Origin of the sequence: Streptomyces tendae (genome assembly GCF_008632955.1) — a bacterium.
In the GTDB taxonomy this organism is placed as follows: Bacteria; Actinomycetota; Actinomycetes; order Streptomycetales; family Streptomycetaceae; genus Streptomyces.
Genome location: NZ_CP043959.1, coordinates 3,269,100 through 3,288,489 on the forward strand (window position 1 = coordinate 3,269,100; position 19,390 = coordinate 3,288,489).

At 71.3% G+C, this 19,390-nt stretch carries 17 protein-coding genes, 1 pseudogene and 1 riboswitch; of the genes and pseudogenes, 17 read left to right on the top strand and 1 reads right to left on the bottom strand.

Features of this window, described 5'->3' with window-relative positions; all coding sequences use genetic code 11:
• Nucleotides 1–23 precede the first annotated feature (23 nt).
• The 15 genes and pseudogenes from F3L20_RS15000 to F3L20_RS15065 all read left to right on the top strand — a co-directional run bounded on the left by F3L20_RS15000 (nucleotide 24) and on the right by F3L20_RS15065 (nucleotide 15,828).
• Nucleotides 24–959 carry an ABC transporter permease gene (locus tag F3L20_RS15000; RefSeq protein ID WP_150154817.1) on the top strand — a complete coding sequence of 312 codons (936 nt, stop codon included), beginning with the start codon at nucleotides 24–26 and terminating at the stop codon, nucleotides 957–959.
• Nucleotides 952–1,731 carry an ABC transporter ATP-binding protein gene (locus F3L20_RS15005; RefSeq protein WP_150154818.1) on the top strand — a complete coding sequence of 260 codons (780 nt, stop codon included), beginning with the start codon at nucleotides 952–954 and terminating at the stop codon, nucleotides 1,729–1,731. The genes F3L20_RS15000 and F3L20_RS15005 overlap by 8 nt, the downstream gene beginning before the upstream one ends.
• Nucleotides 1,732–2,090: 359 nt before the next feature.
• The gene (hpnC, locus tag F3L20_RS15010; protein WP_150157345.1) at nucleotides 2,091–2,999 is read left to right on the top strand and encodes a squalene synthase HpnC; all 909 of its coding nucleotides are present in this window, start codon (nucleotides 2,091–2,093) and stop codon (nucleotides 2,997–2,999) included.
• A complete protein-coding gene (hpnD, locus tag F3L20_RS15015; protein WP_167534528.1) occupies nucleotides 2,996–3,946 on the top strand; it encodes a presqualene diphosphate synthase HpnD in 951 nt (316 codons plus the stop codon). Before hpnC ends, hpnD begins: the two co-directional genes overlap by 4 nt.
• Nucleotides 3,946–4,068, top strand: coding sequence for a DUF6380 family protein (locus F3L20_RS35615; RefSeq protein ID WP_382686256.1), 123 nt, complete (start codon nucleotides 3,946–3,948; stop codon nucleotides 4,066–4,068). Before hpnD ends, F3L20_RS35615 begins: the two co-directional genes overlap by 1 nt.
• Nucleotides 4,065–5,492 carry a hydroxysqualene dehydroxylase HpnE gene (gene hpnE, locus F3L20_RS15020; protein ID WP_150154820.1) on the top strand — a complete coding sequence of 476 codons (1,428 nt, stop codon included), beginning with the start codon at nucleotides 4,065–4,067 and terminating at the stop codon, nucleotides 5,490–5,492. The genes F3L20_RS35615 and hpnE overlap by 4 nt, the downstream gene beginning before the upstream one ends.
• Before the next feature lie 71 nt (nucleotides 5,493–5,563).
• On the top strand, nucleotides 5,564–6,628 hold the full coding sequence (locus tag F3L20_RS15025) for a polyprenyl synthetase family protein (RefSeq protein WP_167534693.1): 1,065 nt from the start codon (nucleotides 5,564–5,566) through the stop codon (nucleotides 6,626–6,628).
• A 118-nt stretch (nucleotides 6,629–6,746) separates the two neighbouring features.
• Nucleotides 6,747–8,786 (top strand): squalene--hopene cyclase, encoded by a 2,040-nt coding sequence (gene shc, locus F3L20_RS15030; protein WP_150154822.1) that lies wholly within the window; start codon nucleotides 6,747–6,749, stop codon nucleotides 8,784–8,786.
• The gene (locus F3L20_RS15035) at nucleotides 8,786–9,427 is read left to right on the top strand and encodes a 1-hydroxy-2-methyl-2-butenyl 4-diphosphate reductase (protein ID WP_145824952.1); all 642 of its coding nucleotides are present in this window, start codon (nucleotides 8,786–8,788) and stop codon (nucleotides 9,425–9,427) included. Before shc ends, F3L20_RS15035 begins: the two co-directional genes overlap by 1 nt.
• Nucleotides 9,428–9,432: 5 nt before the next feature.
• The gene (gene hpnH / locus F3L20_RS15040; RefSeq protein WP_024888636.1) at nucleotides 9,433–10,455 is read left to right on the top strand and encodes an adenosyl-hopene transferase HpnH; all 1,023 of its coding nucleotides are present in this window, start codon (nucleotides 9,433–9,435) and stop codon (nucleotides 10,453–10,455) included.
• 5 nt (nucleotides 10,456–10,460) lie between these two features.
• Nucleotides 10,461–11,616, top strand: a pseudogene (ispG, locus tag F3L20_RS15045) (flavodoxin-dependent (E)-4-hydroxy-3-methylbut-2-enyl-diphosphate synthase).
• Between the two features lie 28 nt (nucleotides 11,617–11,644).
• Complete coding sequence (gene dxs, locus F3L20_RS15050; RefSeq protein WP_150154823.1) at nucleotides 11,645–13,558, top strand: 1-deoxy-D-xylulose-5-phosphate synthase; 1,914 nt, start codon at nucleotides 11,645–11,647, stop codon at nucleotides 13,556–13,558.
• A complete protein-coding gene (locus F3L20_RS15055; protein ID WP_150154824.1) occupies nucleotides 13,555–14,970 on the top strand; it encodes an aspartate aminotransferase family protein in 1,416 nt (471 codons plus the stop codon). The genes dxs and F3L20_RS15055 overlap by 4 nt, the downstream gene beginning before the upstream one ends.
• 109 nt (nucleotides 14,971–15,079) lie before the next feature.
• Complete coding sequence (locus F3L20_RS15060) at nucleotides 15,080–15,703, top strand: helix-turn-helix domain-containing protein (protein WP_150154825.1); 624 nt, start codon at nucleotides 15,080–15,082, stop codon at nucleotides 15,701–15,703.
• On the top strand, nucleotides 15,700–15,828 hold the full coding sequence (locus F3L20_RS15065) for a DUF6126 family protein (RefSeq protein WP_073935004.1): 129 nt from the start codon (nucleotides 15,700–15,702) through the stop codon (nucleotides 15,826–15,828). Before F3L20_RS15060 ends, F3L20_RS15065 begins: the two co-directional genes overlap by 4 nt.
• Before the next feature lie 27 nt (nucleotides 15,829–15,855).
• On the opposite strand, the gene F3L20_RS15070 is transcribed toward F3L20_RS15065, so the two are convergent.
• Nucleotides 15,856–16,653: a tyrosine-protein phosphatase gene (locus tag F3L20_RS15070; RefSeq protein WP_150154826.1), complete on the bottom strand. Its 798-nt coding sequence runs from the start codon at nucleotides 16,651–16,653 to the stop codon at nucleotides 15,856–15,858.
• 550 nt (nucleotides 16,654–17,203) lie between these two features.
• Nucleotides 17,204–17,361: riboswitch (cyclic di-AMP (ydaO/yuaA leader) on the top strand.
• A 4-nt stretch (nucleotides 17,362–17,365) separates the two neighbouring features.
• On the opposite strand from F3L20_RS15070, the gene F3L20_RS15075 reads away from it, so the two are divergent.
• Both F3L20_RS15075 and F3L20_RS15080 read left to right on the top strand, forming a co-directional pair.
• Entirely contained in the window at nucleotides 17,366–18,328 is a 963-nt protein-coding gene (locus tag F3L20_RS15075; protein WP_150154827.1) for a LysM peptidoglycan-binding domain-containing M23 family metallopeptidase, read from the top strand.
• Nucleotides 18,329–18,532: 204 nt separating this feature from the next.
• Entirely contained in the window at nucleotides 18,533–19,318 is a 786-nt protein-coding gene (locus tag F3L20_RS15080) for an SGNH/GDSL hydrolase family protein (protein ID WP_150154828.1), read from the top strand.
• The last annotated feature ends 72 nt before the right edge of the window (nucleotides 19,319–19,390 follow it).

Below are 19,390 nucleotides of genomic sequence, written 5' to 3' on the forward strand. Positions count from 1 at the left end.
TCGAGGACGAAAGTTATCCACCAGTGAGTGAGACAACGCACGACGGCACGGTCGCGGTGACCGCGCCCGTGTCGCCCGACGAGGGCCTCCCGGCGGCCGAGCTGGCCGCCAAGTACGGGCTGTCCGTCAGCGGTGCCCGTCCGCCTCTCGGCGCGTACGTCCGTCAGCTGTGGGGCAGGCGGCACTTCATCCTGGCCTTCTCGCAGGCCAAGCTCACCGCCCAGTACAGCAGGGCCAAGCTCGGCCAGCTGTGGCAGGTGGCGACGCCGCTGCTGAACGCGGCGGTGTACTTCTTCATCTTCGGCCTGCTCCTCGGCGCCAAGCGGGGCATCCCGAGCGACGTGTACGTGCCGTTCCTGGTGACGGGCGTGTTCGTGTTCACCTTCACGCAGAGCTCGGTGCTGGCGGGCGTGCGGGCCATCTCGGGCAACCTGGGGCTGGTGCGGGCGCTGCACTTCCCGCGGGCGTCGCTGCCCGTCTCGTTCGCGCTGCAGCAGCTCCAGCAGCTGCTGTTCTCGCTGATCGTGCTGGCCGTGATCATGGTGGGCTTCGGCAGCTATCCGAGCCTGTCGTGGCTGCTGGTGGTGCCGGCGCTGGCGCTGCAGTTCCTGTTCAACACGGGACTGGCGCTGATCTTCGCGCGGATGGGCAGCAACACCCCCGACCTGGCGCAGCTGATGCCGTTCGTGCTGCGGACCTGGATGTACGCCTCGGGCGTGATGTTCTCCATCCCCGCGATGCTGGAGGACAAGAACGTCCCGGCCTGGCTGGCGGACGTGCTGCAGTGGAACCCGGCCGCGGTCTACATGGACCTGGTGCGCTTCGCGATGATCGACGAGTACGGCTCGTCGTACCTGCCGCCGCACATCTGGGCGTTCGCGCTGGGCTGGGCGGTGCTGGCCGCCGTGGTCGGCTTCGTCTACTTCTGGAAGGCAGAGGAGAGGTACGGCCGTGGCTGACGACAAGACGGGTACGCGGGTGCCCACCGTCATCGCGGACGACCTGCACATCGTCTACCGGGTCAACGGCGCCCGGGGCGGGAAGGGCAGCGCCACGGCGGCGCTCAGCCGGATCCTCAAGCGCGGCGAGGAGCGGGGCGTGCGCAAGGTGCACGCCGTGCGCGGGGTGTCGTTCGTGGCCTACCGCGGCGAGGCCATCGGCCTGATCGGTTCCAACGGCTCCGGCAAGTCCACCCTGCTGCGCGCCGTCGCCGGGCTGCTGCCCGCCGAGAGCGGCAAGGTGTACACCGACGGCCAGCCGTCCCTGCTCGGCGTCAACGCGGCCCTGATGAACGACCTCACCGGTGAGCGGAACATCATCCTCGGCGGGCTCGCGATGGGCATGTCCCGTGAGGAGATCAAGGCCCGGTACCAGGAGATCGTCGACTTCTCCGGCATCAACGAGAAGGGTGACTTCATCACCCTGCCGATGCGCACCTACTCCTCCGGCATGGCGGCCCGCCTGCGCTTCTCCATCGCCGCCGCCAAGGACCACGACGTCCTGATGATCGACGAGGCGCTGGCGACGGGTGACCGCAAGTTCCAGAAGCGGTCCGAGGCGCGGATCCGCGAGCTGCGCAAGGAGGCCGGCACGGTGTTCCTGGTCAGCCACAACAACAAGTCGATCCGGGACACCTGCGACCGGGTGCTGTGGCTGGAGCGCGGCGAGCTGCGCATGGACGGCCCGACCGACGAGGTGCTGCGGGAGTACGAGAAGTTCACGGGCAAGTAGCCCGGTTGTCCAGGGCCCCGCCGGAACGGTCCGGCGGGGCCCTGCGTCTGCAAAAGATGCGTCAACTCCTCGTACGGGGAGGAATCTTGACGCCGATCGGTGTGTTGTCGTGGTGCTGTGGAGACCCCCGGCGAGGCAAGGCGCGTTGTACAACGTAAGCTGTACCGGTCCCGAAAGGCGGCAATCAGGGCCATAATGCCCGACACCATTCATCGGTGCCGTCGGGTGGACGCCTGGGCGGCGTGTCCGAAATAGTGTGAATTGGGTCAGCAGTGTAGAACGGGAGATGTGACGGCAATGGCTTCGGAGACTCCCCGGCTGAACTCAGCATGCGCCGTCCTCTTCCCGGGCAGTCCGCGATGACGGCGGCCCACGCGCGTCCCGACGCCATGGAGCGGGCGACACTCGACAAGGCCGCCGCCGAGAACTTCCCGGTGGCCCCCTTCTTCCTGCCCAAGGCCTGGCGCGCCGACCTCATGGCCGTCTACGGCTTCGCCCGTCTGGTCGACGACATCGGCGACGGCGACCTGGCCCCCGGCGGCGCCGACGCCCGCGCCCTCGGCGTCCCCGTCGAGCGGGCCGACGACCGCCTCGCCCTGCTGGACGCGCTGGAAGCCGATCTTCATCGGCTGTTCGACCCGGCCGGCCCGCGTCCCCGCCACCCCCTGATGCTCCGGCTGGAGCCGACGGTCCGGCTCCGCGCGCTGACCCCCGAGCCGTTCCTCGGCCTGATCGCCGCGAACCGCCAGGACCAGCTCGTCAAGCGCTACGAGACCTACGACGACCTGCTCGCCTACTGCGAGCTGTCGGCCAACCCGGTCGGCCGTCTGGTGCTCGCCGTCACCGGGACCGCCACCCCCGAGCGCATCCGCCGCTCCGACGCCGTCTGCACGGCCCTGCAGATCGTCGAGCACCTCCAGGACGTCGCCGAGGACCTCGGCCGCGACCGCATCTACCTGCCCGCCGCGGACATGAAGCTCTTTCATGTCACCGAGGCGGATCTCGCCGCACCCACCGCCGGCGCATCGGTGCGCGCCCTCGTCGCGTACCAGGCCGAGCGCGCCCGGGACCTGCTGGACGAGGGCGCACCCCTGGTGAGCAGCGTCCGGGGCAGGCTCCGCCTGCTGCTCGCGGGGTTCGTGGCAGGAGGCAGGGCGGCCGTCCGTGCGATCGCCGCCGCCGAATACGACGTACTTCCCGGCCCGCCCAAGCCCGGCAAGACGCAGCTGTTGCGCGAGGCGGGCGTGACTCTGCGAGGAAAGGGGTGATCCGGACCGTGGAGTCGCAACCATCCGCGTCCGCACCGGTACTCGCCGCCTACAGTTACTGCGAGACCGTCACCGGCCAGCAGGCACGCAACTTCGCCTACGGCATCCGGCTGCTGCCGACGCCCAAGCGGCGCGCGATGTCGGCGCTGTACGCGTTCTCCCGGCGGGTCGACGACATCGGCGACGGTCCGCTCCCCGACGACGTCAAGGTCGCCCGGCTGGAGGACACCCGCGCGCTGCTCGCCCGCGTCCGGGACGGCGCGGTCGACGAGGACGACACCGACCCGGTCGCGGTCGCCCTCGCGCACGCCGCGACGCACTTCCCGATCCCGCTCGGCGGCCTGGACGAACTCATCGACGGCGTCCAGATGGACGTACGCGGCGAGACGTACGAGACCTGGGACGACCTGAAGGTCTACTGCCGCTGCGTCGCCGGCGCCATCGGACGGCTCTCCCTCGGCGTGTTCGGCACCGAGCCGGGCGCGCGCGGCGTGGAACGCGCCGCCGAGTACGCCGATACGCTCGGCCTGGCGCTGCAGCTCACCAACATCCTGCGGGACGTCCGCGAGGACGCCGAGGGCGGGCGCACCTACCTGCCCGCCGACGACCTCGCCAAGTTCGGCTGTTCCGCCGGGTTCGACGGGCCGACACCACCCGCGGGCTCCGATTTCGCGGGCCTGGTGCACTTCGAAGTGCGCAGGGCCCGCGCCCTTTTCGCCGAGGGCTACCGCCTGCTGCCCATGCTCGACCGGCGCAGCGGCGCCTGCGTCGCCGCCATGGCCGGCATCTACCGCCGGCTCCTGGACCGCATCGAGCGCGACCCGGAGGCCGTGCTGCGTGGCCGGGTCTCCCTGCCCGGCCGGGAGAAGGCGTACGTGGCGGTGCGCGGTCTCTCCGGTCTGGACACCCGCCACGTCACCCGGCGTACCGTCGGGAGGCGTGCCTGATGGACACCGCGTACCCGGACGGAAAGCGGCGGGCAACCCTCCGCGGCGCCGCCGCGTCCCTCACCGAGACGGCCGGCCTCGCACCGTTCGCGCGGCCCCGTCGGGCAGGGGAGGGCGCATGAGCCACGGCACACGCTCCGAGGGGCCCCGCACGGACGGCCCGGTCCCGCCGGGACGCCATGCCGCCGTGGTCGGCGGCGGACTGGCCGGCACCACCGCGGCCCTCGCCCTCGCCGACGCCGGGGTGCGCGTCACCCTTCTGGAGGGCCGGCCCCGGCTGGGCGGACTCGCCTTCTCCTTCCGGCGCGGCGAGCTGACCGTCGACAACGGCCAGCACGTGTACCTGCGCTGCTGCACCGCCTACCGCTGGTTCCTCGACCGGATCGGGGGCGCGGACCTGGCCCCCCTGCAGGACCGCCTCGACGTGCCCGTGGTCGACGCCGACCGCCCCGAGGGGCGCCGGCTGGGCCGGCTGCGGCGCGACCCGCTGCCGGTGCCCCTGCACCTGGGGCGCAGCCTCGCCGCGTACCCGCACCTGTCGCTCGCCGACCGGGCCCGGGTGGGCCGGGCCGCGCTCGCGCTGAAGGGCCTCGACCTCACCGACCCCGCCCTGGACGACGAGGACTTCGGCAGCTGGCTGGCCGCCCACGGCCAGTCTCCGCGCGCCGTCGAGGCCCTGTGGGACCTGGTCGGGGTCGCCACCCTCAACGCGGTCGCGGGCGACTCGTCGCTGGCGCTCGCCGCGATGGTGTTCAAGACCGGACTGCTCTCCGACCCCGGCGCGGCCGACATCGGTTGGGCCCGGGTGCCGCTGGGCGACCTGCACGACCGGCTCGCCCGAGAGGCGCTGGACGCCGCGGGCGTGCGCACCGAGGTCCGCACCCGCGTCACCTCCGTCCGTACCGGCGCCGACGGGAGCTGGACGGTCGAGATCCCCGGCGAGACGATCCACGCCGACGCCGTGGTCCTGGCCGTGCCGCAGCGCGAGGCGCACGACCTGCTCCCCGCCGGCGCGCTCGACCACCCCGAACGGCTGCTCGACATCGGCACCGCCCCCATCCTCAACGTCCACGTCGTCTACGACCGCAAGGTGCTCGCCCAACCCTTCTTCGCGGCGCTCGGCACCCCCGTGCAGTGGGTCTTCGACCGCACCGACGCCTCCGGCCTGCGGCGCGGCCAGTACCTGGCGCTGTCCCAGTCGGTCGCCCAGGACGACATCGACGCGCCGGTCGCCGCCCTGCGCGAGCGGTACCTGCCCGAACTGGAGCGGCTGTTGCCGCACACCCGCGACGCCCGGGTCGAGGACTTCTTCGTCACCCGGGAGCGCACCGCCACCTTCGCTCCCGCCCCCGGCGTCGGACGTCTCAGGCCCGGCGCCCGCACCAAGGCACCCGGCCTGTACCTGGCCGGAGCGTGGACCGCCACCGGGTGGCCCGCGACCATGGAGAGTGCGGTCCGCAGCGGCGTCGGCGCGGCGGACGCCGCGCTGGGCGCCCTCGGCCGGCCCCGCCCGCGTCACCTCTTCGCCTTCGAGGAGGCGGCCTGATGCTGCAGCGAAGCGGCGCGGCAGGTCCCCGCACCCCCGGTACCGCAACAAGAGGAGAGACTGTGCCCACTGTGCCCCCGGCCCCGCAGGCCGCTCGAAGGACCGCGGTGGACGTGTCCGCGCTCCTGGAGCGCGGGCGGACCCTGGCCACGCCGGTACTGCGGGCGGCCGTCGACCGCCTGGCACCTCCCATGGACACGGTCGCCGCCTACCACTTCGGCTGGATCGACGCCCAGGGCCGCCCCGCGGACGGCGACGGCGGCAAGGCCGTGCGTCCCGCCCTCGCCGTGCTGTCCGCCGAGGTCACCGGTGCCGCGCCGGAGACCGGCGTGCCCGGCGCGGTCGCCGTCGAACTGGTCCACAACTTCTCGCTGCTGCACGACGACCTGATGGACGGCGACGAGCAGCGCCGCCACCGCGACACCGTCTGGAAGGTGCACGGCCCCGCCCAGGCCATCCTGGTCGGCGACGCCCTGTTCGCCCTGGCCAACGAGGTGCTGCTGGAACTCGGCACCGTCGAGGCCGGCCGCGCCACGCGGCGGCTCACCCGCGCCAGCCGGGCGCTCATCGACGGACAGGCCCAGGACATCTCCTACGAGCACCGCGACCGGGTCAGCGTCGAGGAGTGCCTGGAGATGGAGGGCAACAAGACCGGCGCCCTGCTGGCCTGCGCCAGCTCCATCGGCGCGGTGCTCGGCGGCGCCGACGACCGCACCGCGGACGCGCTGGAGAGGTACGGCCACCACCTGGGCCTCGCCTTCCAGGCCGTCGACGACCTCCTCGGCATCTGGGGCGACCCGGAGTCCACCGGCAAGCAGACCTGGAGCGACCTGCGCCAGCGCAAGAAGTCCCTCCCGGTCGTGGCCGCCCTCGCCGCGGACGGCCCGGCCGCCGCACGGCTCGGCGAGATCCTCGCCGCGGACGCCAAGAGCAGTGACTTCGCGAACTTCTCCGAGGAGGAGTTCGCGGCCCGTGCCGCCCTCATCGAGGAGGCCGGCGGTCGCGAGTGGACCGCCGAGGAGGCACGACGTCAGCACACCATCGCCATCGGAGCCCTGGACACCGTGGACATGCCCGACCGGGTGCGGGAACAGTTCACGGCACTCGCGGACTTCGTCGTCGTACGAAAGAGATGATCACTATCGGTCGAATAGCCCTCGCGTAGTCGCCGGCCGGTGGTACGGGAGTACCTCACCGGCCGACGGCGGACCCACAGCAGACGCACCATTTGCAGGACTGCACGAAGGGGAAGCCATGACAGCGACGACCGACGGAAGCACCGGGGCGGCCTCGCCGTCCCGTGTGGCCGCGGCCAGCGAAAACGACACCGACATCCCCGAGGCGGCCGGGGTTCCCGACAGAGCCGCCAGCGCCATGCGGCGCGCCACCGACTTCCTGCTGTCCCGTCAGCACGACGAGGGCTGGTGGAAGGGCGACCTCGAGACGAACGTCACGATGGATGCCGAGGACCTGCTGCTGCGTCAGTTCCTCGGCATCCGCGACGAGGACACCACCCGCGCCGCCGCCCTGTTCATCCGCGGGGAACAGCGCGAGGACGGCACCTGGGCCACCTTCTTCGGCGGCCCGGGCGACCTCTCCGCCACCGTCGAGGCGTACGTCGCGCTCCGCCTGGCCGGCGACGCCCCGGACGCCCCGCACATGGCGAAGGCCTCGGCCTGGGTGCGCGAGCAGGGCGGCATCGCCGCCTGCCGGGTCTTCACCCGCATCTGGCTGGCCCTGTTCGGCTGGTGGAAGTGGGAGGACCTGCCCGAACTGCCGCCCGAGCTGATCTGGTTCCCGACCTGGGTGCCGCTCAACATCTACGACTTCGGCTGCTGGGCGCGGCAGACCATCGTGCCGCTCACCATCGTCTCCGCCGAGCGGCCGGTGCGCCCGGCCCCGTTCCCGCTGGACGAGCTGCACACCGACCCCGCCCTGCCCAACCCTCCCCGGCCGTTCGCCCCGGCGAACACCTGGGACGGCGCCTTCCAGCGGCTGGACAAGGGCCTGCACGCCGTGCGCCGGGCGATCCCGCGCAGGCTGCGCCGGGCGGCCATGAACACCGCCGCCCGCTGGATCATCGAGCGGCAGGAGAACGACGGCTGCTGGGGCGGCATCCAGCCCCCGGCCGTCTACTCGGTCATCGCCCTGCACCTGCTCGGCTACGACCTCAACCATCCGGTGATGCGGGCCGGACTGGAGTCCCTGGACCGGTTCGCCGTGTGGCGTGAGGACGGCGCGCGGATGATCGAGGCCTGTCAGTCCCCGGTGTGGGACACCTGCCTGGCCACCATCGCGCTGGCCGACGCGGGTCTGCCCGCCGACCATCCGCGACTGGTCAAGGCCGCCGACTGGATGCTCGGCGAACAGGTCGTACGGCCCGGCGACTGGTCCGTGCGCCGGCCCCATCTGCCGCCGGGCGGCTGGGCGTTCGAGTTCCACAACGACAACTACCCCGACATCGACGACACCGCCGAGGTGGTCCTCGCGCTGCGCCGGGTCAAGCACCACGACCCGGACCGGGTGGACAGCGCCGTCGGCCGCGGGGTGCGCTGGAACCTCGGCATGCAGTCCCGCGACGGCGCGTGGGGCGCCTTCGACGCCGACAACACCAGCCCCTTCCCCAACCGGCTGCCGTTCTGTGACTTCGGCGAGGTCATCGACCCGCCGTCGGCCGACGTCACCGCGCACGTCGTGGAGATGCTCGCCGTCGAGGGACTGGCCCACGACCCGCGCACCCGGCGCGGCGTCGCATGGCTGCTCGCCGATCAGGAGCCGGACGGCTCGTGGTTCGGGCGCTGGGGCGTCAACTACGTCTACGGCACCGGGTCCGTGGTCCCCGCCCTGACCGCGGCCGGCATCCCGACGTCCCACCCGGCGATCCGGCGGGCCGTGGCCTGGCTGGAGAAGGTGCAGAACGAGGACGGCGGCTGGGGCGAAGACCTGCGCTCCTACCGCTGCACCAAGGAGTGGAGCGGCCGGGGCGCCTCCACCGCCTCACAGACCGCCTGGGCGCTGATGGCGCTGCTGGCGGCGGGGGAGCGGGACTCCACCGCCGTCGAACGCGGCATCGCCTGGCTCGCGGACACCCAGCGGGAGGACGGCTCCTGGGACGAGCCCTACTTCACCGGCACCGGCTTCCCCTGGGACTTCTCCATCAACTACCACCTCTACCGGCAGGTCTTCCCGCTCACCGCACTCGGCCGGTACGTCCACGGGGAGCCCTTCACCAAGAAGCCGGCCGAGGCGACGGCCGCCTCGGGCCAGGCGCTCGCCGAGGCGAAGGGCAGCTGATGAGCAACCGGCCCGCCCCCGTCCCGCTGCTGATCGCCTGCGCGCTCGGCATCGAACACATCGCGCTGCGCAGGCGGGAGCGCACCACCCCGGGCGGGCCGGTCACCGTACTGCGCACGGGCATGGGGCCGGCGGCGGCCGAGCGGTCCGTCACCCGGGTCCTAGGCGACCCGGCCCTGAGCGGGGCGGCCGTCCTCGCCACCGGCTTCTGCGCGGGCCTCGCCCCCGGCATGCACCCCGGCGACCTGGTGGTCGCCGAGGAGACCCGTGACCCGCGCTCCAGCGTGAGCTGCGTGGGCACCGAGCTGCTGGTGAAGGAACTGGTGCGCGCGGTGCCCGGGCGCACCGTGCACACCGGCCCGCTCACCGGCTCCGACCACGTCGTCCGCGGCCACGAACGGTCCGACCTGCTCGCGACCGGCGCGATCGCGGTCGACATGGAATCGGCGGCCACGCTCCTGAGCGCCGTCCGGGTGGCCGAGCGCCCGGTTGCGGCCGTCCGGGTGGTCGTGGACGCTCCTGAACACGAACTCGTCCGCATCGGCACGGTCCGCGGTGGAATATCGGCTTTCCGTGTCCTTCGTTCCGTACTACCGGCTTTCTATGAATGGCACCGTTCCTTGCTGCTCCCCAGGAGGTGAGCCAGATGGCCATGCCGCTGCGTCAGTCCATCAAGGTCGCTACATACTTGGCCGAACAGAAGCTCCGCAGGCGGGACAAGTTCCCGCTCATCGTGGAGCTGGAACCGCTCTTCGCCTGCAACCTCAAGTGCGAGGGCTGCGGCAAGATCCAGCACCCGGCCGGCGTGCTCAAGCAGCGCATGCCCGTCGCGCAGGCCGTCGGCGCGGTCCTGGAGTCCGGGGCGCCGATGGTGTCGATCGCCGGCGGTGAGCCCCTCATGCACCCTCAGATCGACGAGATCGTGCGCCAGCTGGTGGCCCGCCGCAAGTACGTCTTCCTGTGCACCAACGCGCTGCTGATGCGCAAGAAGATGGACAAGTTCACCCCGTCGCCGTACTTCGCGTTCGCGGTGCACATCGACGGGCTGCGGGAGCGGCACGACGAGTCCGTCGCCAAGGAGGGCGTGTTCGACGAGGCCGTGGAGGCCATCAAGGAGGCCAAGCGGCGCGGCTTCCGCGTCACCACCAACTCGACCTTCTTCAACACCGACACCCCGCAGACCATCGTCGAGGTGCTCAACTTCCTCAACGACGACCTCAAGGTCGACGAGATGATGATCTCGCCCGCCTACGCCTACGAGAAGGCTCCCGACCAGGAGCACTTCCTGGGCGTGGAGCAGACGCGGGAGCTGTTCAAGAAGGCCTTCGCGGGCGGCAACCGGCGCCGCTGGCGGCTGAACCACTCACCTCTGTTCCTCGACTTCCTCGAGGGCAAGGTCGACTTCCCGTGCACCGCGTGGGCGATCCCCAACTACTCGCTCTTCGGCTGGCAGCGCCCCTGCTACCTGATGAGCGACGGCTACGTGCCGACGTACCGGGAGCTGATCGAGGACACCGACTGGGACCAGTACGGCCGCGGCAAGGACCCGCGCTGCGCCAACTGCATGGCGCACTGCGGTTACGAGCCCACCGCCGTCCTCGCCACCATGGGGTCCCTCAAGGAGTCCCTGCGCGCGATGCGCGAGACCGTCTCGTCGAACAGGGAGTGAAGCAGATGACCGCAGTCTCCCTGGGCCTCCCCGAGGTGCCGCTGCGCCCCCTCGCCGTGCGCCGGAAGAGCCGGCGGATCCAGGTCGGATCCGTGGCGGTGGGCGGGGATGCGCCGGTGTCGGTGCAGTCGATGACGACGACGCGGACGTCGGACATCGGTGCGACGCTGCAGCAGATCGCGGAGCTGACCGCGTCGGGCTGCCAGATCGTGCGGGTGGCGTGCCCGACGCAGGACGACGCGGACGCGCTGGCGGTGATCGCGAGGAAGTCGCAGATCCGGTGATCGCGGACATCCACTTCCAGCCGAAGTACGTGTTCGCCGCGATCGAGGCGGGCTGTGCGGCGGTGCGGGTGAACCCGGGCAACATCAAGAAGTTCGACGACCAGGTCAAGGAGATCGCGAAGGCGGCGAAGGACCACGGCACCCCGATCCGTATCGGGGTGAACGCGGGCTCGCTGGACCGGCGGCTGCTGCAGAAGTACGGCAAGGCCACTCCCGAGGCGCTGGCGGAGTCGGCGCTGTGGGAGGCGTCGCTGTTCGAGGAGCACGACTTCCGTGACATCAAGATCTCGGTGAAGCACAACGACCCGGTCGTCATGGTCGAGGCCTACCGGCAGCTCGCCGCGCAGTGCGACTACCCCCTCCACCTCGGCGTCACCGAGGCCGGTCCGGCGTTCCAGGGCACGATCAAGTCCGCCGTCGCCTTCGGCGCGCTGCTGTCGCAGGGCATCGGGGACACGATCCGTGTCTCGCTGTCGGCGCCGCCGGTGGAGGAGGTCAAGGTCGGTATCCAGATCCTGGAGTCGCTCAACCTGCGTCAGCGCGGCCTGGAGATCGTCTCCTGCCCGTCGTGCGGGCGGGCGCAGGTGGACGTGTACAAGCTGGCCGAGGAGGTCACGGCGGCCTGACGGGTATGGAGGTGCCGTTGCGGGTCGCGGTGATGGGCTGTGTGGTGAACGGTCCGGGTGAGGCGCGTGAGGCGGACCTGGGTGTGGCGTCGGGGAACGGCAAGGGGCAGATCTTCGTGAAGGGCGAGGTCATCAAGACCGTGCCGGAGTCGAAGATCGTGGAGACGCTGATCGAGGAGGCGATGAAGATCGCCGAGCAGATGGAGAAGGACGGTATCGCGTCGGGGGAGCCGGCCGTCACCGTGAGCTGAACAGCACGGAACCGAAGGGGGCCCGAGCGTGACCATTCTGGAGAGCATTCGGCAACCACGTGACCTGAAGGCGCTGTCCGAGGCGGAACTCGGTGAACTGTCCGACGAGATCAGGGAGTTCCTGGTGCACGCGGTCGCCAGGACCGGAGGCCACCTGGGACCCAACCTCGGGGTGGTGGAACTCACCATCGCCCTGCACCGCGTCTTCGAGTCGCCGGTCGACCGCATCCTGTGGGACACCGGCCACCAGAGCTACGTGCACAAGCTGCTGACCGGACGTCAGGATTTCTCCAAACTGCGCGGCAAGGGGGGCCTGTCCGGCTACCCCTCCCGGGAGGAGTCCGAGCACGACGTCGTCGAGAACAGCCACGCCTCCACCTCCCTCGGCTGGGCCGACGGGCTCGCCAAGGCCCGCGAGGTGCGCGGGGAGCAGGGACACGTCGTCGCGGTGATCGGCGACGGCGCGCTCACCGGCGGCATGGCGTGGGAGGCGCTCAACAACATCGCCGCCGCCAAGGACCGGCCCCTGATCGTCGTCGTCAACGACAACGAACGCTCCTACGCCCCCACCATCGGCGGACTCGCCAACCACCTCGCCGCCCTGCGCACCACCGACGGCTACGAGCGCTTCCTGGCCTGGGGCAAGGACGTCCTCCAGCGCACCCCCGTGGTCGGCCCGCCCGTCTACGAGGCGCTGCACGGCGCGAAGAAGGGCTTCAAGGACGCCTTCGCCCCCCAGGGACTCTTCGAGGACCTGGGCCTGAAGTACGTCGGCCCGATCGACGGTCACGACATCAAGGCGGTGGAGTCCGCGCTGCGCCGGGCCAGACGCTTCCACGGCCCGGTCCTGGTGCACTGCCTCACCGAGAAGGGCCGCGGCTACGAACCGGCCCTCGCCCACGAGGAGGACCACTTCCACACCGTCGGCGTGATGGACCCCCTGACCTGTGCGCCCCTCGCCCCCTCCGGCGGGCCGTCCTGGACGTCCGTCTTCGGCGAGGAGATCGTCAGGATCGGCGAGGAACGCGAGGACGTGGTGGCCATCACGGCCGCCATGCTGCACCCGGTCGGCCTCGGCGCCTTCGCCGAGCGCTTCCCGGACCGGGTGTGGGACGTCGGCATCGCCGAGCAGCACGCGGCCGTGTCCGCGGCCGGCCTCGCCACCGGCGGACTCCATCCGGTCGTCGCCGTCTACGCCACCTTCCTCAACCGCGCCTTCGACCAGCTCCTGATGGACGTGGCCCTGCACCGCTGCGGGGTCACCTTCGTCCTGGACCGGGCCGGTGTCACCGGGGTCGACGGGCCCTCGCACAACGGCATGTGGGACCTGTCCGTCCTCCAGGTGGTGCCCGGTCTGCGCATCGCCGCGCCCCGCGACGCCGACCAGCTGCGCGCCCAGCTGCGCGAGGCGGTCGCCGTGGACGACGCGCCCACCCTGCTGCGCTTCCCCAAGGAGTCCGCAGGCCCGGCGATCCCGGCGGTGGACCGCGTCGGCGGGCTGGACGTCCTGCACCGGTCGGACGACCCCGAGGTGCTGCTGGTGGCGGTCGGGGTGATGGCGCCGGTCTGCCTCCAGGCCGCGGACCTGCTCCAGGCGCGCGGGATCGGATGCACCGTGGTCGACCCCCGCTGGGTCAAGCCCGTCGACCCGGCCCTCCCGCACCTGGCCGCCGACCACCGGCTGGTGGCCGTCGTGGAGGACAACAGCCGTGCCGCCGGGGTCGGTTCGGCGGTCGCGCTGGCGCTGGGCGACGCCGAGATCGACGTGCCGGTACGTCGGTTCGGCGTCCCGGAGCAGTTCCTCGCGCACGCCAAGCGCGGTGAGGTGCTCGCCGACATCGGTCTCACCCCCGTCGACATCGCCGGGCGCATCAGCGCGAGCCTCGCCGTCGGGGAAGAACTCGCGAAACAGCCACAGGACGCACAGGAGCACCAGGCATGACCACCGCGGAGTCCGCGTCGGAGTCGTCACAGGCCGTGAAGTTCGACCTCGGCGCGCTGCTCGCCGAACGCGGGGCCGAGCGCTACGACCTGCACAACCGCTACCTCAACCCGCAGCTCCCGCGCATGCTGCACACCATCGGCTTCGACAAGGTCTACGAGCGGGCCGAGGGCGCCCACTTCTGGGACGCCGACGGCAACGACCACCTGGACATGCTCGCCGGGTTCGGAGTGATGGGCCTCGGCCGCCATCACCCGGTGGTCCGCAAGGCACTGCACGACGTGCTGGACCTGTCCCTGGCCGACCTCACCCGCTTCGACTGCCAGCCGCTGCCCGGCCTGCTCGCCGAGCGGCTCCTCGCCCACAGCCCGCACCTGGACCGGGTGTTCTTCGGCAACAGCGGCACGGAGGCCGTGGAGGGCGCCCTGAAGTTCGCCCGGTACGCCACCGGGCGGCCGCGCGTGCTCTACTGCGAGCACGCCTTCCACGGCCTGACCACCGGCTCCCTCTCGGTCAACGGCGAGGCGGGCTTCCGGGACGGGTTCGCCCCGCTGCTACCCGACACGGCGGTACCGCTCGGGGACCTCGACGCCCTGGAGCGGGAGCTGCGCAAGGGCGACGTGGCCGCCCTGATCGTGGAGCCCATCCAGGGCAAGGGCGTGCTCGAGGCGCCGCCCGGTTATCTGCGGTCCGCGCAGGAACTGCTGCACCGGCACAAGGCACTGCTGATCGCCGACGAGGTGCAGACCGGGCTCGGCCGCACCGGCGACTTCTACGGCTACCAGCACGAGGAGGGGGTGGAACCGGACCTGGTGTGCGTCGCCAAGGCGCTGTCCGGCGGGTACGTGCCGGTGGGGGCGACGCTCGGCAGGGACTGGATCTTCAAGAAGGTCTTCTCGTCGATGGACCGGGTGCTGGTGCACTCGGCCAGCTTCGGGTCCAACGCGCAGGCCATGGCCGCGGGCCTCGCGGTCCTGTCGGTCATTGAGGACGAGCAGATCGTCGCGCACGTGCGCACCACCGGCGACCTGCTGCGGACCCGGCTGGCCGCCCTGACCGACCGCTACGAACTGCTCGCCGAGGTCCGCGGCCGGGGCCTGATGATCGGCATCGAGTTCGGCCGGCCCCGCTCGCTGAAGCTGCGCTCGCGCTGGACCATGCTCCAGGCGGCCCGCAAGGGGCTGTTCGCGCAGATGGTGGTGGTGCCCCTGCTGCAGCGGCACCGTATCCTCACTCAGGTCTCCGGCGACCATCTGGAGGTGATCAAACTGATCCCTCCGCTGATCATCGACGAGGACGACGTGAACCGGTTCGTGGACGCCTTCACCGCGGTGATGGACGACGCCCACGAGGGCGGACTCATCTGGGAGTTCGGCAAGACCCTGGTCAAGCAGGCGGTCGCCAACCGCTGACTGGCGGTCGCGTCGCGTCGCGCCGGCCGCGGCGAGCGGACGGAGCCCTGGCTTTGCCTCAGAGGCAAGAAAATTGCCTCAGGGGCAAGGCTGGGTGCTCAATGGAGGCATGAGCTCCTCCGAGACCGAGCCGCGGGACGAGCCTGCCGAAGCGCTCCCCGCGGTCGCTCCGCAGCTGCGCGCCCTGCGCCGGCGGTCCTCCCTGACGCTGGAGGCCGCCGCCCGGCAGGCGGGTCTGTCGCCCGCCCACCTCTCCCGGCTGGAGACCGGGCAGCGCCAGCCCTCGCTGCCCATGCTGCTCTCCCTGGCCCGGATCTACGGCACGACCGTCTCCGAGCTGCTCGGGGAGTCGGCCGCCGACCGGGACGCCGTGGTGCGCGCCACGGACATGGAACCCACGGCGGCCGGCGGCTGGACGTACTGGCAGGCCGGTGCCGCCGGGCGCGGCATGCAGGCCCTGCGGGTCCATGTGCCGCACGGCTCCCAGGGCGACATCGTGCGCGTCCACCCCGGTGAGGAGTGGTTGTACGTCCTCAAGGGGCGGCTGCGGCTGCGCCTCGGTGACACCCTGCACCGGCTGGGCCCGGGCGACAGCGCGCACTTCGACTCGCTGACCCCGCACCGCATCGCCGCCCAGGACCCCGACGGGGTCGAGCTGCTGTTCGTCCACACCCTGCTGCAGAGTCCCACGGCCGCCCTGTGCCTGGGCCCGACCCATGGAGAGACACCGTGACCGGCAAAGACATGGAGGAGAAGCTCCCGCGGGCCCTGTGGGTGAGGCTGTTCGTCTACGTCGTGGTCGGGCATCTCTTCGCGGCCTTCATCTACTTCCTCTTCGAGATGGCCCCGAAGAAGTGAGCGCGCCGCGGTAGAGGCAGACGGACGTCAGTCGAGCAGGCGCTCGCGCAGCCGCTCCCTGTGGGCGGACGTGAGGCCGAGCCCCTGCTCCAGGTACGTGTCCACCCCGCCCCAGGTCTCCTCGATCGTCTCGAAGGCGGCCGCCAGGTACTCCTCGCGCGCGTCGAAGAGCGGGCTGAGCAGCTCCATGACCTCGGGGGAGTAGGTGTCGGGGGAGCTGCCGCTGCGGCGCACCCTGTACCGGCGGTGCTTGGCGTTGGACTTCAGGTAGTCCTCGACGATCGCGTCCCGCTCCACGCCCACGGCGAGGAGCGTCACCGCCACCGAGAGTCCCGCGCGGTCCTTGCCGGCCGCGCAGTGCATCAGCGCGGGCACGCTGTCCTCGGCGAGCGCGCTCAGCACCTGGGAGTGTTCGCCGGTGCGTGCCTTGATGGTGGTGCGGTAGGAGTTGATCATCCGGTCGGCGCCCTGGCCGTCGGAGAGGATCGCGCGCAGCTGGTCGATGTCGCCGTCGCGCACCATCTTCCAGAACTCCGCGCCGTCGGCCGGGTCGCTGAGCGGCAGGTTCACGTTGCGCACGCCCGGCAGCTCGACGTCCGGCCCCTCCAGCTTCTGGTCGGCCGCGTTACGGAAGTCGAACACCGTGTGCAGGCCGAGCGAGGCGAGGAAGGCGGCGTCCTCCGCGGTGGCGTGGGCGAGGTGGCCGCTGCGGAACAGCACGCCGTGCCGCACGCGCCGGCCGTCCACGGTCGGCAGTCCTCCCACGTCGCGGAAGTTGCGCACCCCGGTCAGCTGGGGCTCGGTCGACGGGATCTCCTGCGTCACGGACGGCTCCTCCCACTCGGCGCCGTCGCCGCGGCTCGTCGACGGGCACCACTCGACGATACGACATGCCTGCCAGGGGCAATGAGTTGTCCACAGGGCAGACGCGGGGCGAGCGGGGCGTGTGTGCGCTGTCCGTTCATGAGTGATTCTGTTTGATTGCGTGAACCTCTTGGGCGGTCGCTGACGGGAAGATCCAGATGTCGTGAATGCTCCAGGTGTGACGTCGTACTTGGGGTGATAAAGGCGTTGTGTCCGTTTGGTTCGCTTGAGGTCAAAGTGCCCCCATAGGACGGGAATTGAGGATGGGGTGCGTGAGCATCGTCATATCGGTGACCGTGCGCTGTCGCCATGCTCACGTAATCCCCCTTCATGGCAGGGGAATTCGTTCCCGCGCCACTTCAACGGTCCACGCAGGGTGACGCCGTTTCCCCCTTTCGATCACGGAAAAAGCCGGTTCGCGGGAACACGCGCTTGTTTCGCCGCGTCGAGGTCGCTTACGTTCCCAACCGATCCGGACGGACGCCTAATCCTGCCGCCGCCCGGAGCCCGCACACACTGACCCGACGCACGGCAGGAGCGGGGGACCCACAGGTACAACCGCCTGTTCCGGACCCCGGAAACAGGCTTGGGGTAAAGCCGCGCAGCGACGCGGCCGGACATCTCCAGTCCGCACCCGACAGCTCACCTCGTAGGCGCCGGAGAGGAATTCGACATGCCCGCGAAGGGTAAGCACCGCCGTACCAAGGCTCAGCGTTTCACCCGCTCCATCGCCGTCGCCGGAACCGGTGGCGCCGCGCTCGCCCTGCCGCTTCTGGGCGCCACCGGCGCGCACGCCGCGACCCCGCAGTCGGCCCCCCAGAAGGCCGTTCAGTCCCTTTCCGTCTCCAGCCACCAGGCCACGGGCGACAAGGGCGACGAGGCCCGCACGTACACCGTGAAGGCCGGCGACTACCTCGCCAAGATCGCCGAGGCGGAGCACGTCGACGGTGGCTGGAAGAAGCTCTACGCGGACAACCGCGAGGCCGTCGGCGAGGACCCGTCGCTCATCCATCCGGGTCTGAAGCTGTCCCTCCAGGGCGAGGCCGCCAAGAGCGCCCCCAAGCAGTCGACTTCGCCGCAGGAGTCGAAGCCCGCCGCGCCCAAGGCCGAGAAGCCCGCCGCGCCCAAGGCCGAGAAGCCCGCCGCGCCCAAGGCGGAGAAGCCCGCCGAGAAGCCGGCCCAGAAGTCGTCCGAGGAGTCCTCCTCCGGGGCCTCCACCCAGACCACCTCCGGCTTCACCTCCCCGGTGTCCGGTGGCGGCATCGGCACCGCCTACAAGGTGGCCGGCGGCATGTGGTCCAGCGGTTACCACACCGGTGTGGACTTCACCGTCCCGACCGGCACCCCCCTGAAGGCCGTCGGCGCCGGCACCGTCGTCTCCGCCGGCTGGGGCGGCGCGTACGGCAACCAGGTCGTCATCCAGCTGAGCGACGGCCACTACGCCCAGTACGCCCACCTCTCCTCCCTGTCCGTCTCGGCGGGCCAGACCGTGAGCGCCGGCCAGCAGGTCGGTCTCTCCGGTGCGACCGGCAACGTGACCGGCCCGCACCTGCACTTCGAGATCCGTACCACCCCGAACTACGGTTCGGACGTGGACCCGATCTCCTACCTCCGCTCCAAGGGCGTCGCTCTCTGACCCCTCGCGGCACCCTTCCTGACACGCGCGCCGAAGGCCGACCCCGATCCACGGGGCCGGCCTTCGGCGTATTCCGGGCTTGGCCAACATTTGAGAGTGGCTTATCTCACCGCACGTCAACCCTCCCCTACGGTCGCGTAGGTCACATCGGAAGGTGAATCATGTCCGGCTGTGGCAGACGATTCGAAGAGTGACAAGGCAAGAGTGATCGGGTCGTACGTGGCGGTGGGGGACAGCTTCACCGAGGGCGTCGGCGACCCCGGCCCCGACGGGTCGTACGTCGGCTGGGCCGACCGGCTGGCCGTCCTGCTCGCCGACCGCAGGCCCGAAGGCGACTTCCGTTACGCCAACCTCGCCGTGCGCGGCAGGCTGCTGGACCAGATCGTGGCCGACCAGCTTCCCCGGGCGGTCGAACTCGCCCCCGACCTGGTCTCGTTCTGTGCGGGCGGCAACGACATCCTGCGCCCGGGCACCGACCCGGACGAGGTGGCCGAGCGCTTCGAGCGGGCCGTCGCCCGGCTCGCCGCGACGGCCGGCACGGTCCTGGTGACCACCGGGTTCGACACCCGTGGCGTCCCCCTGCTCAAGCATCTGCGCGGCAAGATCGCCACGTACAACGGGCATGTGCGGGCCGTCGCCGACCGCTACGGCTGCCCGGTGCTCGACCTGTGGTCCCTGCGCAGCGTGCAGGACCGCAGGGCCTGGGACGCCGACCGGCTGCACCTGTCACCCGAGGGGCACACACGGGTCGCGCTCCGCGCGGGCCTGGCCCTCGGCCTGACGGTCCCCGCCGACCCGGAGCAGGCCTGGCCGGCGCTGCCGCCGCGCGGCACCCTGGAGATCCGCAGGGACGACGTCCACTGGGCCCGCGAGTACCTGGTGCCGTGGATCGGCCGCCGGCTGCGCGGCGAGTCCTCGGGCGACCACGTGATTCCCAAGGGCACGCTCTCCCCGGACGACATCAGGGAACGGATCGCGGCGGTCGCCTGAGCGCCGGACGCCCATGACGAGGCCCGGTCCGGGCCCCTGCGGAACCTCCTGGACCCGGCCCGGCCCCGTGGG